At 72.5% G+C, this 15343-nt stretch carries 14 protein-coding genes; 3 read left to right on the top strand and 11 right to left on the bottom strand.

What is annotated here, in order from left to right:
- The first annotated feature begins 221 nt into the window (after window positions 1-221).
- Together ACTMVF_RS19920 and ACTMVF_RS19915 are read left to right on the top strand one after the other, a co-directional pair.
- Complete coding sequence (locus ACTMVF_RS19920) at window positions 222-2150, top strand: AMP-dependent synthetase/ligase (protein ID WP_441272397.1); 1929 nt, start codon at window positions 222-224, stop codon at window positions 2148-2150.
- Window positions 2151-2294: 144 nt separating this feature from the next.
- A complete protein-coding gene (locus tag ACTMVF_RS19915; RefSeq protein WP_441272396.1) occupies window positions 2295-3551 on the top strand; it encodes a glycoside hydrolase family 26 protein in 1257 nt (418 codons plus the stop codon).
- Here the strand turns inward: ACTMVF_RS19915 and ACTMVF_RS19910 are convergent.
- Genes ACTMVF_RS19910 through ACTMVF_RS19875 form a run of 8 tightly spaced genes read right to left on the bottom strand, consistent with a single transcriptional unit; the run spans window position 3548 to window position 12906 of the window.
- Window positions 3548-4663: a GNAT family N-acetyltransferase gene (locus tag ACTMVF_RS19910; RefSeq protein WP_441272395.1), complete on the bottom strand. Its 1116-nt coding sequence runs from the start codon at window positions 4661-4663 to the stop codon at window positions 3548-3550. The two genes, ACTMVF_RS19915 and ACTMVF_RS19910, sit on opposite strands and share 4 nt — an antisense overlap.
- Entirely contained in the window at window positions 4660-5331 is a 672-nt protein-coding gene (locus ACTMVF_RS19905) for a lipopolysaccharide biosynthesis protein (protein WP_441272394.1), read from the bottom strand. Before ACTMVF_RS19905 ends, ACTMVF_RS19910 begins: the two co-directional genes overlap by 4 nt.
- Entirely contained in the window at window positions 5328-6470 is a 1143-nt protein-coding gene (locus ACTMVF_RS19900) for a glycosyltransferase (protein WP_441272393.1), read from the bottom strand. Before ACTMVF_RS19900 ends, ACTMVF_RS19905 begins: the two co-directional genes overlap by 4 nt.
- Window positions 6467-7258 carry a polysaccharide deacetylase family protein gene (locus ACTMVF_RS19895; protein ID WP_441272392.1) on the bottom strand — a complete coding sequence of 264 codons (792 nt, stop codon included), beginning with the start codon at window positions 7256-7258 and terminating at the stop codon, window positions 6467-6469. The genes ACTMVF_RS19900 and ACTMVF_RS19895 overlap by 4 nt, the downstream gene beginning before the upstream one ends.
- Complete coding sequence (gene murJ / locus ACTMVF_RS19890) at window positions 7248-8906, bottom strand: murein biosynthesis integral membrane protein MurJ (RefSeq protein WP_441272391.1); 1659 nt, start codon at window positions 8904-8906, stop codon at window positions 7248-7250. Before murJ ends, ACTMVF_RS19895 begins: the two co-directional genes overlap by 11 nt.
- 35 nt (window positions 8907-8941) lie before the next feature.
- A complete protein-coding gene (locus ACTMVF_RS19885; protein ID WP_441272458.1) occupies window positions 8942-10255 on the bottom strand; it encodes an O-antigen ligase family protein in 1314 nt (437 codons plus the stop codon).
- 48 nt (window positions 10256-10303) lie between these two features.
- Complete coding sequence (locus ACTMVF_RS19880; protein ID WP_441272390.1) at window positions 10304-11770, bottom strand: exopolysaccharide biosynthesis polyprenyl glycosylphosphotransferase; 1467 nt, start codon at window positions 11768-11770, stop codon at window positions 10304-10306.
- On the bottom strand, window positions 11767-12906 hold the full coding sequence (locus tag ACTMVF_RS19875) for a glycosyltransferase family 4 protein (RefSeq protein WP_441272389.1): 1140 nt from the start codon (window positions 12904-12906) through the stop codon (window positions 11767-11769). Before ACTMVF_RS19875 ends, ACTMVF_RS19880 begins: the two co-directional genes overlap by 4 nt.
- 423 nt (window positions 12907-13329) lie before the next feature.
- On the opposite strand from ACTMVF_RS19875, the gene ACTMVF_RS19870 reads away from it, so the two are divergent.
- On the top strand, window positions 13330-13632 hold the full coding sequence (locus ACTMVF_RS19870) for a hypothetical protein (RefSeq protein ID WP_367669705.1): 303 nt from the start codon (window positions 13330-13332) through the stop codon (window positions 13630-13632).
- Between the two features lie 385 nt (window positions 13633-14017).
- On the opposite strand, the gene ACTMVF_RS19865 is transcribed toward ACTMVF_RS19870, so the two are convergent.
- From ACTMVF_RS19865 to ACTMVF_RS19855, 3 genes are all read right to left on the bottom strand, one after another.
- On the bottom strand, window positions 14018-14338 hold the full coding sequence (locus ACTMVF_RS19865; protein ID WP_062714413.1) for a hypothetical protein: 321 nt from the start codon (window positions 14336-14338) through the stop codon (window positions 14018-14020).
- A gap of 61 nt (window positions 14339-14399) precedes the next feature.
- Window positions 14400-14720, bottom strand: a complete 321-nt coding sequence (locus ACTMVF_RS19860) for a hypothetical protein (protein ID WP_062714412.1) — start codon at window positions 14718-14720, stop codon at window positions 14400-14402.
- Between the two features lie 55 nt (window positions 14721-14775).
- A complete protein-coding gene (locus ACTMVF_RS19855; RefSeq protein WP_302000607.1) occupies window positions 14776-15111 on the bottom strand; it encodes a hypothetical protein in 336 nt (111 codons plus the stop codon).
- Window positions 15112-15343: the final 232 nt, after the last annotated feature.

The following is a 15343-nucleotide window of genomic DNA, read 5'->3' as shown; positions in this document are numbered from 1 at the left end:
GTGTCCGCCCGCAGAGTCCGGTGTCAAGACACGGCACCTCTCGCGCAAGGCCCACCACCGGACCGAGGACGGACACCCCCCGGCACGGCCCCGACCCACCACGCAACCCAAGGCGCTACGCGAACCCCACCGGACAGCAACGGGCTGCCGCAGGCATTGACCTCCCGTTACGCACGAGTAAGTTGACCCCCCAGTAAGTCCAACTGGCACCGGGAGCCGTCATGGGCGTACGCAAGGACCTGAAGCGGGCGAAGCAGCGCACCGACCTGATGGACCGCACCAGGGCCGAGGTCGTCAAGGACGCCGAGGGCGTGGTCCGCGAGGCCCGCACCCCACCCCTCGCACCGCACCCCGCCACCGGCACCACGGCCGACCTGCCCTACACCAATGCGGCCGAGGCCCCCGACGCCGTAGTCCTCCGCCGCAAGCAGGGCGCGACGTGGCACCCCGTCACCGCCACCGCCTTCGCACACGAAGTCACCGCCGTGGCCAAGGGCCTGATCGCGGCCGGTCTCGAACCGGGCGGCCGCGTCGCCGTGATGTCCCGCACCCGCTACGAGTGGACCGTACTCGACTTCGCCATCTGGGCAGCCGGCGGCCAGACCGTCCCCATCTACGCCACCTCCTCCGCCGACCAGGTGGAGTGGATCGTCCGCGACTCGGGCGCCCGCTACGTCGTCACGGAGACGGCGGAGAACGCGAAAACGGTGACGACAGGCACGGCATCTCACGAACAGCCCCCACACATATGGCAGTTGGACCCAGGAGCCGTCACCACCCTCACCGCCCTCACCACCCTCGGCCAGGACCTCCCCGACGACGAGGTCACCAAGCGCCGCACGGCCCTCACCCCCGACACCATCGCCACCATCTGCTACACCTCCGGCACCACCGGCCGACCGAAGGGCTGCGCCCTCACCCACGCCAACCTGCACGCCGAGGCGGCCAACACGGTAGAGCTGCTGCACCCCGTCTTCAGAGAGGTCACGAACCAGGAGGCCTCCACCCTCCTCTTCCTCCCCCTCGCCCACGTCCTCGGCCGCACCCTCCAGATCGCCTGCCTGATGGCCCGCATAGAGATCGGTCACTGCCCCAGCATCAAACCGGACGAACTCCGCCCGGCCCTCAAGGAGTTCCGCCCCACATTCCTCGTTGGCGTCCCGTACCTCTTCGAGAAGATCCACGACACCGGAAGGGCGACGGCCGAGAAGATGGGCCGAGGCGCCTCCTTCGACCGAGCCGACCGCATAGCCGTCCGCTTCGGCGAGGCATACCTGAACAAGTTCCTGGGCACCGGCAAGGGCCCCACCCCCACCCTCTACGCCGCATGGGCCCTCTACGACCTGCTGGTCTACCGCCGCGTCCGCAAGGAACTCGGCGGCCGCATGCGCTACGCCATCAGCGGCGGATCGCCCCTCGACCGCAACCTCAACCTGTTCTTCTACGCCGCCGGAATCATCGTCTACGAGGGCTACGGCCTGACGGAGACGACGGCCGCCGCCACCATCGTCCCGCCCCTGAAGCCCCGCCCGGGCACGGTCGGCAGGCCCGTCCCCGGCACCACCGTGCGCATCGCCGCCGACGGTGAGGTGCTCATCAAGGGCGGCATCGTCTTCGGCTCGTACTGGAACAACCCGGCCGCCACCGACGCCGTCCTCCAGGACGACTGGTTCGCCACCGGCGACCTCGGCTCTCTCGACGAGGACGGCTACCTCACCATCACCGGCCGCAAGAAGGACATCCTCGTCACCTCCGGTGGCAAGAACGTCTCCCCGGCCGTCCTGGAGGACCGCCTGCGCAGTCGCCCGCCCGTCGGCCAGTGCGTCGTCGTCGGCGACAACCGCCCCTTCGTCGCCGCCCTGATCACGCTCGACCCGGACGCGGTGGCCCACTGGCTCGCCGTACGCAAGATGCCCGCCGACACCCCCCTCGCCGAGGTGATCCAGGACCCCCGGATACGCGCCGACGTCCAAAAGGCCGTCGACTACGCCAACGAGGCCGTCTCCCGCGCCGAGTCGATCCGCGCGTTCACCCTGGTCGAGGGCGAGTTCACCGAGGAAAACGGCATGCTCACCCCGTCCCTGAAGGTCAAACGGCACGCGGTGACGGCGGCGTACGCGCGGGAGATCGAGGCGCTGTACGGCAACTGAGGGCACCTCAGCGAGACACGCCCTCGCGGTCACCGGGTCACTCGTGCGGGCGATCCCCGCCGTGCCACCGTACTCAATCGGTGCAATAAGCGTATATATGCCCATGCGTCACCAGTGAGGAAGGAGCCGCCCGAGGGAGGATGCATGGCCCCTGAACACCGCCGGTCCGCCGTCAGGCGGCTGGCGTTCCTCACCGCCGCGATGGCCATGTCGGCGGTTCTCGTTCCGGGCCCTGCCTTCCCCGCCGGGGCCGCATCCCACCCGGACCCGCCGCGCCCCGCGGCGGACGCCGCGCACCCCCCGGAGGAAAGGATCGCGCACCTGCCCGCGTTCGGCGCCTACCTCCACTACGGGCCCGCCGGACTGGAGCGCATGAAGGGGCTCGGCCGCTGGCTGGGCGGCCACGAGCCGCGGGTGGGGCACACCTATCTACCGGGGGACCTGTGGCGCAACATCGAGGGCGGACACGGCTTCCTCGACAGCTGGGCCGAGTGGCGGCAGGACAAAGCCGACCGGATGCTCGTGCTCAACGTCCCGATGATGGAACGCAACGAGGAGAACGTCCCCGACGCGGAGGTCAGACAGCTGCTGCGGCACGCCGCGGACGGCGCGTTCGACGACCACTTCGAGGTACTGGCCGAGCGGCTGGTCGACCTGGGTGCCGAGGACACGGTCATCGTGCTCGGCTGGGAGATGAACGGCGTCACCTACACCCATCGCTGCGCCCCCGACCCGGAGAGCTGGAAGGAGTACTGGCGGCGCATCGTCACCGTCATGCGCTCGGTCCCCGGACAGGACTTCAGGTTCGACTTCGCCCCGAGCCGGGGCAGGGACGCCATTCCCTGGCCCCAGTGCTATCCCGGCGACGAATTCGTCGACATCGTCGGCATGGACGCCTACGACCAGCCGCGCGGACTCAGCTTCGACGAGCAGGTGTCCGAGCCCTACGGCCTCCAGCACCACGTGGACTTCGCGCGGGCGCACGACAAGCCGATCGCGTATCCGGAATGGGGCCTGTTCCGCAACGGCGACAACATCACGTGGATGCTGCGCATGCTCGCGTGGATGGACGAGCACAAACCGCTGTACAACACGATCACCGACTACTGCCCGCACGGCGTCTGGCTGTGCCCCGACAATCCCCGCGCCTCCGCCCTGTACCGCCTGCTGCTGTCCAGCCCCTTCGTCCCGCAGCCGGAACCCCAGCCGGAACCGGGGCCGCGACCGCGGCCGAAACCGGAACCGGTACTGGAACCGCCGGCCCCCGCCCCGACCGCGCCCACGACGCCCACACCGATGCCGTCCAAGCTGCCCTACTGCACACCGCTGGACCTCGCGAAGTGGTCCGGGCAACAGGTCCGCGGCACACCCACCGTCTGCCTGGAGTCGGTGGAGCCCTAACGGTGACCGGACGGACCGGCGTTCGGGCGCAGAACCTGCTTGGCCCGGTGCCGCGCGGCCGCCTCGCCGGCCGCGGCCGCCAGCAGCGGGACGGTGCGGCGCCGGGCCAGCAGGAAACGCTGGTTGGGGACCGCCTCGGGGTGCCAGCGGTACTTGTACGGTTCGTCGCCGCGCAGCAGGCTCAGCACCCGGGGCCCGCCGCCGGACGCGAGGCGCTCGGTGGACGCGTGCAGCAGCATCGCCGTCACGTCCACCTTCCGCTCCTCCCGCAACCGCGGGTGAAAGCCGTACAGGTACGTGCCCGCCAGCCGTCCTGACACCACGTTCAGATTGACCGCCACCACCTCCCCGTCGAGCAGGAACTCCGTCACCGCCGCCTCGCCGGACCGGGCCATGGGGACCACCGAGCGGACCAGGTGCTCCAGGAACCGCGGCCGGGCGTGCTCCGGCGACATCCCCCTGCCCTGCCATTGCAGCCGGTGCAGTGCGAGGAGCCGACGCAGCGCGTCCCCGGCCTCGTCGGGGCTCACGTCGTGCCACTCGACACCGAGCCGGGCGAGCCGGTTCACCTTGTTGCGGACCCGCTGGGCGTGCCGCGAGGACAGCCGCTCGACCAACTCGCCCATGGGGACGGCCGGCAACTCCAGGCACACGGAGTCGCGCACCCGGTGACGCGGGCCGCGCCAGCACAGGTAGACCCGCTCCATCGCACCGCCCGGCCGCACCTCGCGGAAGTCGATCAGGGCGGTGCGGGCCAGGTCGGCCAGCGCGTCCGCCAGTGCCCCGGCGCCCGCAAGGGCCGCCGACGCGTCGATGAGCACATCGCAGAAGTCGGTGATGGCACCGCCGATCGGCACCAGCGCCGGCAGTGGGCGACGCACCCGCATCAGCGGTGCCGCCGCCACCAGTTCACCGCTCCGGCGCACCAGGACGAGCCGCAGCGTGCCGGGGCTGCCGTACGACAGCCACCACGAGTGCAGCCAGGCATGGCTCTGGAAGGGTGTCGCCGACGGGCACGCCCGGTACAGGCGGTCCCACTCCCCGGCCAGCTCCGCGAAGGCGCGCTCCTCGGTGCACACCTCCACCGACAGCGCACGGCCGGCCGCGGTCATCCAAGCGTCCCGCGGGCGTCGGCGGCGTTGGCCGGGCCGGGTACGGATGCCACGCCCCGGTCGTCGTCCTCGGCGGGCCGCCGCGGCCGGGCCAGCAGCGCGAGGCCGCCCAGCAGACCTCCGGCGCACGCGCCGACGAGCGAGGTCAGCGCCGGTGACGCGGACGACGGCTCGGTGGGCTTGAGGGCACGGGCGAGGCGCTCCAGCTTGATGCCGGTGTCGGCCTTGGTGTGGTCCGCCTGCGTCACCAGCGCACGCGACACGGCGTTGGCCATGTCGACGGCCTGGGCGGGCTTCGACGAGGTCGCCGACACCGCGACCATCGGCGCGTCCGGCGACGTCGCGACCTGCACGCTCTCGCGCAGCGTCGCGACCGGCACGCCCGCCCACATCTGGGCGTCCCCGAGCACCGCGAGCTGGGGGGCCACCCGGCCGTACGCCTGCGCGAAGCCGAGCGCGTCGGTGCAGTCGGCCTCGGTCTCGCCGGTCGCCACCGCGACGACGGAACTGGTCGCCGTGTACTGGGGCGGCCTCAGTTGGCCGTACGCGCCGCCGGCCACGGCACCGAGCAGCGCGCCGGCGGGCAGCAGCCACCACGAAGGCCGCCGCTTCACACGGGTGCCCGTACGGTCGGACAGCGGGGCACGCCGATCGGGGTTGTCGGTCATCGGGAACTCACTTCCAGGGTCGAGCCGGACAGAGCGGCCGTGTACAGATCCATCAGCTGCCGGGCGGTGCACGCGATGTCGTAGCGGCGTACGACGTCCGGGGCGGTCCGCTCGCCCGGTCCTGCCGCCCGCAGCCGCAGCAGTTCCCGCGCGTACGCCTCGGCGTCGCCCAGGACGCGCCGGGCACCGGGTGCCGCGTCCGGCGGCAGGTCCTCGACGGCGGGGCAGCTCGCGTACAGCACGGGGAGCCCGGCCGCCAGCGCCTCCACCACGGCCAGGCCGAAGGACTCCTCCGGCGACGGCGAGGCGAGCACGTCCATCGCGGACAGCAGGGCGACCAGGTCGGGCGTGTCGTCACCCGGGTCGGGCAGATACGGCCGCTCGCCGGTCAGCACCAGCCGGTCCGCCACCCCCAGCCCCAGGGCGATGCGCCGCAGCGGCCACTGGGCGGGCCCGTCGCCGACCAGCAACAGCCGTACGTCACGAGGGAGTTGGGTGAGCGCCCGCACGAGCAGGTCGAAGCGCTTGCCGGGGGCGAGGCGCCCCACACCCCCGACGACGTACGCGTCGTCCGGCAGCCCGTAGAACGCCCGTGCCTCCCTGCGGCGCGCCTCGTCGAAGCGGAACCGGGGCGCGTCGATGCCGTTCGGGATGACCCGGATGCGCGGTCCGGGCACACCCCAGTGCCGCAGCCGATGCGCCACCGTCGGCGAGACGGCGACCGTGGCGCGGCCGAGGCGCTCGCCGGCCAGGTACAGCGCGCGGACGCCCCCGGTCAGCGGCCGGCCCTCCAGCCGGGTGGCGCCGATGGAGTGCTCGGTGGCCACGACCGTCCGGACTCCCGCGAGCCGTGCCGCGATCCGGCCGTAGAGGCAGGCCCGGTACAGATGGGTGTGGACGAGGTCGTAGCCGCCGGCGCGGATCAGCCGGGCCAGGCTCGGCAGTGCGCGCAGGTCGCGGTTGCCGTCCATCCCGAGGTGGGTGACGTGGACGCCGTCGGCGGCCAGGCCCGCGGCGACCGGGCCGGGATTGGTCAGCGCCACCACGTCGCACTCGGCGGGGAGATGCCGCAGCAGCAGCCGCAGCTGCTGTTCCGCCCCGCCCACGCCGAGGCCGGTGATGATGTGCAGGGCCCTCACACGGCCTCCAGGGCACGGCCGTAGAACCGGGCCAGGCGCCGCTTCAGCTCCAGCCGCACCGAGGTGTCCGCCTCCCCGAGGTGGATGCGGGGCAGCGCGAAGTCGCCGGAGCCGGCCGGGCCGGGGGCGATCGCGCAGGCGTAGCGGTAACCGGCCCGGCGTACGGCGTCGGCGGCACGCGCGTCGAGACGGCCGTACGGGTAGCAGAACCCCTCGATGTCCTCGCCGACGATCCCGGCGAGCCGGTGCCGGCTGTCGTCGACCTCGCTGTGCAGCACCTGGTCGGTGACCTCGGTGAGATCGAGGTGGGTCAGGCCGTGCGAGGCGACCTCCATGCCCGCGGCCACGGCTCGGCGGATGCCGTCGGCGTCGAGCAGCGGCTTGCGCGGGCCGGTCGGCTCCCACGCGTTCGCGCCGCCGAGCCGCCCGGGCAACACGAACACGGTCGCCGTGCACCCGCGGCGGCGCAGCACGGGCAGCGCGGCGGTGACGAAGTCGGTGTACCCGTCGTCGAAGGTGAGCCCCACCAGCCCGCCCTCGGCGCCACGGGCGCGCGCCGCGAGCAGCTCACGCACGCTCACCCCGCGCAGGCCGCGGCGGGCCATCCAGGTGAGCTGCCGCTCCAGGCGCGCGGGTGTGACGGTGACGTTGTACGGGTCGTCCCGGCAGTCCGAGACGGAGTGGTACATGGCGATCCAGGGGGCGGAGCGCCGCTTGGGGCGTCTCCCCGCGATCGGTGCGGGAGCGGGCTCGTCCGCGCGTGGCGCGGCGGAGATGTCAGCGACCATGGCGAGGCTTTCGTGTGACGGAGCGACGGAACGAATGCGCGACGGAACGTGCGACGGAAAGGAGCAGGGACCGGGCGTCGGCCGTGTCGAGGAGCCAGGTCAGCAGCAGGAAGACGGCGGTCACGCAGGTGCCGCAGACGGCGACGGCCGCCACGGGCGAGGCGAACAGCCCCGCGCAGAGCAGCCCGGCTCCGGTGGCGCACACGGCCGCGTACACCGGTCCGGCCAGTCCGGCGACGACCCGCCGGACACGCACGGGCACGGTGCGCGGGCCCAGGCCGTGCAGCAGGAGCAGCGCGGTGAGGGTGATGCCGGCCGCGTTGGCCCCGGCGATGCCGGGCGCCCCCCAGTGACCCACGGCCCAGACACTGAGGACGACGGTGGCGAGCGTGCCCGCGCCCATCGCGCCCAGCGGGTACCAGGTGGTACGGCCGGTCGAGAAGTACGACTGGACGAGCGCCCCCACCAGCGTGTGCCCGAGCAGCCCGACCGCGTACACCCGCATGACGGCGGCGGTCGCGGCGGTGTCCTGGGCCGTGAACGCGCCCCGCTGGAACAGGAGTTGGACGATCTGCGGCGCGCAGGCCGCGACCACGGCGGCGCCGAGCAGGACCAGACAGGCCGTCAGCACCAGGTCCCGCTCGACCCGGTCCCTGGCCCGCCGCGTGTCGCCGTCGGCGAGGGCCCGCGCCACCACCGGGAAGGTGACGACGCACACCATCAGCGACAGTGACATCGGCAACTGGGCGACCTTCTGGGCGTAGTTGAGATGCGAGATGGCACCGGCGGGCAGCCCGGACGCGAAGTAGCGCTCGATGAGGACCTGCGACTGCCGGCACAGGGCGAAGAGCAGCACCGCGCAGACGAGGCCGACCGCGAGCCGCCGGCCCCCGTCCCCGTCGTACGGCGCCCCGGACGCGGACCGGCCGGGCCGCCCGGCGATCCGCCGCCACAGCGACGGTGCCTGTACGGCGGCCATGAGGCACCCGCCGAGCGCGACCCCGAGCGCGGCGGACCGCACGCCCCAGCGGGTGGCGAGCACGACCATCGTGGCGATGATCGCGGCGTTGTACGCGATGTAGATCGAGCCCGGCGCGAAATAGCTGCGGTGCGCCCGCAGTGCCGCGCTGCAGTACCCGGCCAGCCCGAAACTCAGCACGCAGGTCGCCGTCAGTCGGGTGCAGGACACGGCCGGCGACGGGTCGGGCAGCCCGGGCGCGAGGACGGAGACCAGCAGCGGCGCCCCGGCCGCGAGCAGGGCGGCCGCGCCGGCGAGGGCGAGGCACAGCCGCGGCAGCGTGGCGGCGACCAGGGCCTGCACGGGGTCGGGCGCGCCGATCCCGCCGGCCGCCCGCCGCGCCAGCGCCACGCTGAACGCCGGCACGAGCACGAACGCCATACCGTCCTCGATCAGCAGCGTCGACGCCATCTCCGGCAACGTCCAGGCCACCAGGAACGCGTCGGTGTCCGCCCCGGCCCCGAACAGATGTGCCAGCGCCTGATCCCGCCCCAGCCCCAGCAGCGCCCCGAGCATCGACAGTGCGGCGGACAACAAGGTCGCCCTGGCGAGAAAGCGCCCCGAGGGGGCCGCCCCGGGGCGCGGCCTTGCCGTGCCGCCCTTGCCTCCGTCGAGGGGTGGGGCGTCCATGCCGGGAGCGTCGCCGGGCGTCGCCGGGCGGAGGCTCATCGCGGGTCCGCTTCCGCGGCCGAAGACGTCGCCGCGTCGCGTGCCAGTGCCCACCAGGCGGCGAGGCCGAAGCAGATCGCGGTGAGGACCGTGGAGGGCCCGCCGATATCGGCGTACAGGAAGTCGACGAGCTGCCACAGCAGCAGCCCGCAGGCCGGGAGCGCGCAGTCCCGGACCACGCGTCCGCTCCGCCGCAGCCGGCGCAGTGCGCACACCAGCAGGGCCAGCCAGCTGCCCGCCACCGTGAGCAGCCCCAGCAGGCCCTGCTCGCTGAGCAACAGCAGGTACATGTTGTGCGGGGACAGCAGGGGCTGGCGCCGGAAGGCCTGGCCCGCTCCCTGAGTGTCGCTGCCCGACGACAGCGCCAGCGAGGCGTGGCCGTCCCGGTGCGCGGGAAAGGCCTTCAGCCCCACTCCCGTCACCGGGTGCCCGCGCCACATGTCGGCCGCCGCCGCCCACATGGTGTACCGGTCGACGACCGACTGGTCCGGCGCCTCGGCGACCTGCGTGATGCTGGTCAGCCGCTCCTGCAACGCCGCGGCGCCCACGCCGAGCCCTCCCACCAGCACCACCGAGGCCGCGACCGCCGCCGCGAACACCTTCACCGCCAGCCGCACCCCGGCCAGCAACAGCTGCACCCCGCAGGCCACCGCCGTGGCGATCCAGGCACCCCGGCTGAAGGACAGCGCGAGCGGCACGAGCAGCATCAGCGCACAGCCGACCGCCACCAGCCGCTGCCGCCGTGCCCGCGTCCCGAGGGCGAGACCGGTCGCGGCCACCACGCCGCACGCGACGACGCTCGCCATCCCCATCACGTCGGACGGCCCGAAGGTGCCCACCGCCCGGATGTCCGCCCCCTGGTACAAGGCACCGGTCCCGGTCAGGTACTGGCGCACCCCGACCGCGCCCTGCCACAGCGCGAGGCCGACCAGGGACCACAGCACCAGCCGCGCGCCCCGCCGGTCCCGCACCAGCAGCACCACCGCGACCGGAACGAGCACGAACACCTGCAGATAGCGGCCCAGTCCCGCGATCGCGTCGCCGGTGGTCAAGGCCCCCGCCGCGGCGACCGCGATACCCACCACGGGCAGCCCCAGCACGACAGCCGCCGTCCGCGTCAGCGGGCGCCGCGCCCGCCGTACGGTGTCCACGACGGCCCACAGCACGAGCAGCCCCGAGGCCGCGTCGGCGGGTGTCGCGGTGCTCTCCGGTGCGACCGGCAGCCCCAGCAGGACGACGACCGCCACGACCGGCAGGACGGACAGGACGGATCCGGCCGGCCGCGGCGGCGACGGCGGCGGTGCCGGCAGTGGCGGTGCGAGCGGGGGAGAGGCCGCCGAGGAAGTGCTCACCGGCGCTCAGCTCCCCGTCGGCCGTACGAACTGTGCCGCCGTGCGCAGCAGGATGCAGACGTCCTGCCACAGCGACCAGTTGTCGATGTAGGCGTTGTCGTAGCGGCACCGGTCCTCGATCGAGGTGTCGCCGCGCAGCCCGTGGATCTGGGCGAGCCCGGTCATCCCGGTCCGCATCCGGTGGCGGGCCGGGTAGCCCGGATGGGCCTGGCTGAACTTGGCGACGAAATAGGGCCGTTCGGGCCTCGGGCCGACCAGACTCATGTCACCGCGGAAGACGTTCCACAGCTGCAGCAGCTCGTCCAGCGAGGTCCGGCGCAGGAAGTGGCAGAAGCGGCTCATGTCCTGCTCGTTCGCCACGCTCCAGCGGGTCGCCGCCTCGTGCGCGCTGGCGGGCCGGTGGGTGCGCAGCTTCAGCATCGTGAACGGCTGCCCGTCCTTGCCGATCCGCTCCTGCCGGAACACCACGCCCGGCCCGTCCAGGACCCGCAGCACGACCCCGCACACCAGCAGCACCGGGCCGGCCAGCACCAGCAGCGAGCCCGAGAGCACCACGTCCAGCACCCGCTTGCCCAGGTGGCCACGCCGCCGTCCGCCCCTCGGCCACAGCAACCTCCGCGAGAAACCGGCCAGATGCCCCGCCCCCGCTCGGTCCCCGCCGAGTCCGTACCAGGGCGAGTCGGCGTCCAGCTCCCACAGCACACACCCGTACGCGGCCAGCCCCCGCAGCACAGCGGCCTTCTCCACCCGGGTCGCGGCCCCCACCACGAGCACCGTCTCCACACCGTTCTGGATGAGCGCCCGCCGCGCGTCCTGCGCCGTGGTGAGTACCGGCAGACCGGGCTCGCCGTCCATGTCACCGAGGACTTCCGGGTCGTCGGCCACGACACCCACCGGCCGTACCCCGCAGTCCGGTCGGCGCAGCAACGCCGCCGCGACCCGCCGGGCCGCCGTGACCGGCCCGACCACCAGGGCGGGACAGGGCCGGCGCCGCAGTGCCCTGCGCCGACCGCCGTGCACCGCCGCGCGGCCCGCGCAGGCCGCCGCGCAGTGCACGGCGACCGCGGTGACCAGCACGGCCATCGACAGCGACCGCAGCGGCGACAGCGCCACGACGGCCGCCCAGCCGACGGCGATCCGGCCACAGACGGCCGGGAGTTCGTCGAATACGCCGGGGACGACCGTGGTGTCGTACAACGTGGCCCGCCGGTTCAGACCGATCACACCGAGGGCCAGCAGCGCGAAGACCAGCGGATACCTGTGCGGCACGGGCACGACCAGGGCCCCCAGCAGGACGGCGCCGCCGTCGACGAGCCCCAGGAGCACCCCGCAGACCCGCCGCGGACGCCGGGCACCCCGGCCGGCGGGCGCCCGGCGTCCGGCGGCCAGGCCGCGCGGGCCGAGAACGGAGCCGGCGCCCTCGGGCGCCGGCTGCTGCCCCGTGGGCGAGGCAACGGTGCTGTCCGCGGTCATGGGGTGATGCACTTCCTGCCCTCGTCGGTGACGACCGGCGTGGTGGCGAAGCCGAGCAGTTCGCGGTACACATCGGTCACTGCGTCCGTGGCGCGCCGCAGGTCGTGGGCGGCGAGCACATGGGCCCGGCCCCGTGCACCCAGCGCCGTGCGCAGCGGTTCGTCCCCCAGCAGTGCCGTAAGCGCCCGGGCCAGCGCGCCGGGGTCCTCCCGCGGCACCAGGCAGGACGGCGGACGGCCGGGCGGAAGGCTCTCGCGCGCCCCGGCCACATCCGTGACGACGACCGGCCGACCGCACGCCATGGCCTCCAGCGGGGCGAGCGCCATGCCCTCCCAGCGGGACGGCAGGACCACCACGTCGGCGGCCCGGTACCAGGGGGCGGCGTCGGACGTCGCGCCGGCGAACTCCACCGACGCGGGCGCCCCCGAGCGCAGCCGGTCCGCGTCCGGACCGTCGCCGACCAGTACCAGCCGGGCGCCGGTCACCTGCCGCGCCACTTCGGGCCAGGCCGCCAGCAGCACGTCCTGCCCCTTCTGGCGGCACAGCCGGCCCACGCACACCACGAGCGGTCTCGTCCCGGACCGCGCTCTGGCTCCCTCCGGCCGGAACCTGTGCGTGTCCACACCGTTGGGGACCACCCGCCACGCGGCGCTGATCCCGCACCGCTCCCCGGTACGCCGCTCGGCCTCGCTCACACACAGCACGCGCGTCGCCCACCGCGCCCCGAGCCGCTCCCAGCCGCGCGCCAGGTGCGCCACGACACCGTTCGCGGCCTCGAACGACCAGGCGTGCGGCTGGAAGACGGTCGGAAGACGGCCGCGCACCGCGAGCCGGGCCGCGAGCCCGGCCTTCGCGCTGTGTGCGTGCACCAGGTCCGGCTGCACCTCGCCCACCAGGCGCGCCAACAGCCGCACCTCGCCCGGAAGCCGGGGTCCCGGTGAGCGGGTGGCGTCCCAGCGCAGCACCGTGCAGTCCGGCCCGCGCAGGGTGTCCGCCAGCGTGCCGCCCTCAGGACAGGCGACCGTCACGCGCAGCCCTTGGGCGAGCTGCGCCGTCGCCAGGTCCGTCACGACCCGCGCGACTCCGCCCTCCACGGGCTGGGCGACATGCAGAATGTGCGGCACGGAACTGCGCATGAGCGAGGCTGCCCTTCCGAAGAAAAGAGTCCGAACCAGCAACACGATGTGTGGCTCGCGTTCGGCTTCCTGGAGTCATGGGACGAGCAGCACCAGCCACTTATCCATATTTATCTGCGAACCGGCCAACGGTGTCGGAATGATCGCCTTTTCTGAGTGGTTTCTCGCACGGGACCACCCGTTTGGGGCCATGGGCCGTTCGGGGTGACCGGCGGGTGATCACATGATGTGAAACTCCCGCACCCGCGGCGCAGCGGGTCTTTTCGTATGAGTTCCTGGAACTTGTCGGCAGCAGAGTTTCCACGGGGACCCCCTCTCGTTAGCCCAGGAGAACCGAGACCGAGTCACTCGCGACGCGCCAGGCGCGAAATCCCTTCCGGCGGACGCGAGTTACGGAAGTCGAGTCCCCACGAAAGGAACATGATGAAGAACCTGAAGGCCGCTGCCGTCGTCGTCGGCTCCCTCGCTGTCGCCGGAGTCGCCGGCCCCGCCGCCGCGGTGGACATGCCGGCGTCGGGCCTCGTCGACAACGGGAAGACGGTCGCCCGCAGCCTTCCCAACGCCGCCAAGCTGCCGACGGGCTACGTGGGCAACAACGTGAAGCGCACGGCGGACGGCGTGAAGCAGGGCGTGAAGAAGTCGTCCGTGGTGAAGACCCCCGTCTTCGGCGGCACTCTGCCGAACCCCGTCGACGGCCAGCTGCTCGGCGGACTTCCGATCAGGTAGGCGATCAGGTAGGCGATTCGTTTCCTCGACTTCGTCGCCCATCGGCTCGACGTTCCGGGCCGGCTCCGTACCTCCGGAGCCGGCCCTTCGGCATGTCCGGGAATTGGCCGCACTCTTTGCCGCATGGGACTTGTTGCCGCATGGGACTTGCCGCATTGGGCCGAACGAAGGAATCAGGGTGACCACGGATGGCCCGGCTTCGTTGATCCTGTCGAATGGGCGCTCATTCCTCCTTGTTGGCGCTCCCTCATCCGGGCCCTGTCTGCACACCGACGCAGACAGGGCCCACGAGCTTGGTACGGCGCGTTACCGAAAATCTCCGCGCACCAAAGCCGATGGCGGCCGGCCGGGATTCCGGCGGGCCGCCATCGGCTGGAGCCACTGCTCAGAACAGCAGGCCGCCCACGTACGGGGCGTTCTGCGCCTGGTCGACCTTGGCCGTGTTGCAGGCCGCGTAGTGCGAGTTCGGAGCAGCGACGCCACCGAGAACGGCTCCGTTGGACCACGGGGCGAGGCAGCGAGCGTCGAGGAGAGCGCCGTTGACGACGGCGATCCCCTGCTGGGGTTCGTTCACGACGACCGGGGACGTCGAGAAGCCGCTACCGCCCTTGACCGTGGTGGTGTCACCGTCGGCCGCGGCGGTGCCGCCGGTCGCGAGGACGATGCCCGCGGCGATGGCGGAGATGGCCGTAACCTTCTTACGCATAAGTTGAGCCTTTCCGGGCTGCGTTCGGGATTTACCTGCTCCGAATTGCTCGGAGCAGGAGTCAGAACAGCAGGCCGCCCTTGTACAGGGCGTTCTGCGACTGGTCGATCTTGGCCGTGTTGCAGGAGGCGTAGTGCGAGTTCGGCGCCACGACGCCGCCGAGGACGGCTCCGTTGGACCACGGCACGGCACAGCGCAGGTCGACGGCCGTGCCGTTCACGATGACAGCGCCCTGCTGGGGCTCGTTCACGACGACCGGGGACGTCGAGAAGCCGCTACCGCCCTTGACGGTGGTGGTGTCGGCGTCGGCCGCGGCGGTGCCGCCGGTCGCGAGGGCGATGCCTGCCGCGAGCGCGGAGATGGCCGTAACCTTCTTACGCATGAGTTGCGCCTTTCGGGCTGCGTTGGGGTGATTCAGGTGCTGCGAACAGCAGAGGTCAGAACAGCAGGCCGCCCGCGTACGGGGCGTTCTGCGACTGGTTGACCTCGGCCGTGTTGCAGGCGGCGTAGTGCGAGTTCGGTGGGACGACGCCGCCGAGAACGGCTCCGTTGGACCACGGGGCGAGGCAGCGACCGTCGACGACGGTGCCGTTGACGATGAGAACGCCCTGCTGGGGCGCGTTCACGACGACGGGGGCAGTCGAGAATCCGCCACCGCCCTTGACGGTGGTGGTCTTGCCGTTGCCGTCGTATTCACCAGCAGAGGCAAGGCCTGCAGTTCCGACGACGGTGCTGAGGGCGAGGGCCGTGATGACCGCGAACTTCTTGGGCAACTCGGTTCCTTCCTGAATTCACGGTTGCGCACGCTTACGAAAAGGAAACCCGTATATGCATGCATAAGTCACGGCGGGAACAATCAAACGTGGCCAGATTCCTTCGGATGGCGCAACGCGGCGCCCCCGCCGGCGATCCGCATTACGCTCATTCCCGGGAAGGCCCGCGATGGGCGGAGCCGAGGCGGAATCCGCGTGGTGTTCCGGGAAAATCCGGTGCGTTGGGCCAATT

Source organism: Streptomyces sp. SD31, assembly GCF_052068475.1.
Taxonomy (GTDB): Bacteria; Actinomycetota; Actinomycetes; order Streptomycetales; family Streptomycetaceae; genus Streptomyces.
The sequence above is the reverse complement of the archived record's forward strand: the minus strand, read 5'-3'. Positions and strand labels throughout refer to the sequence as shown.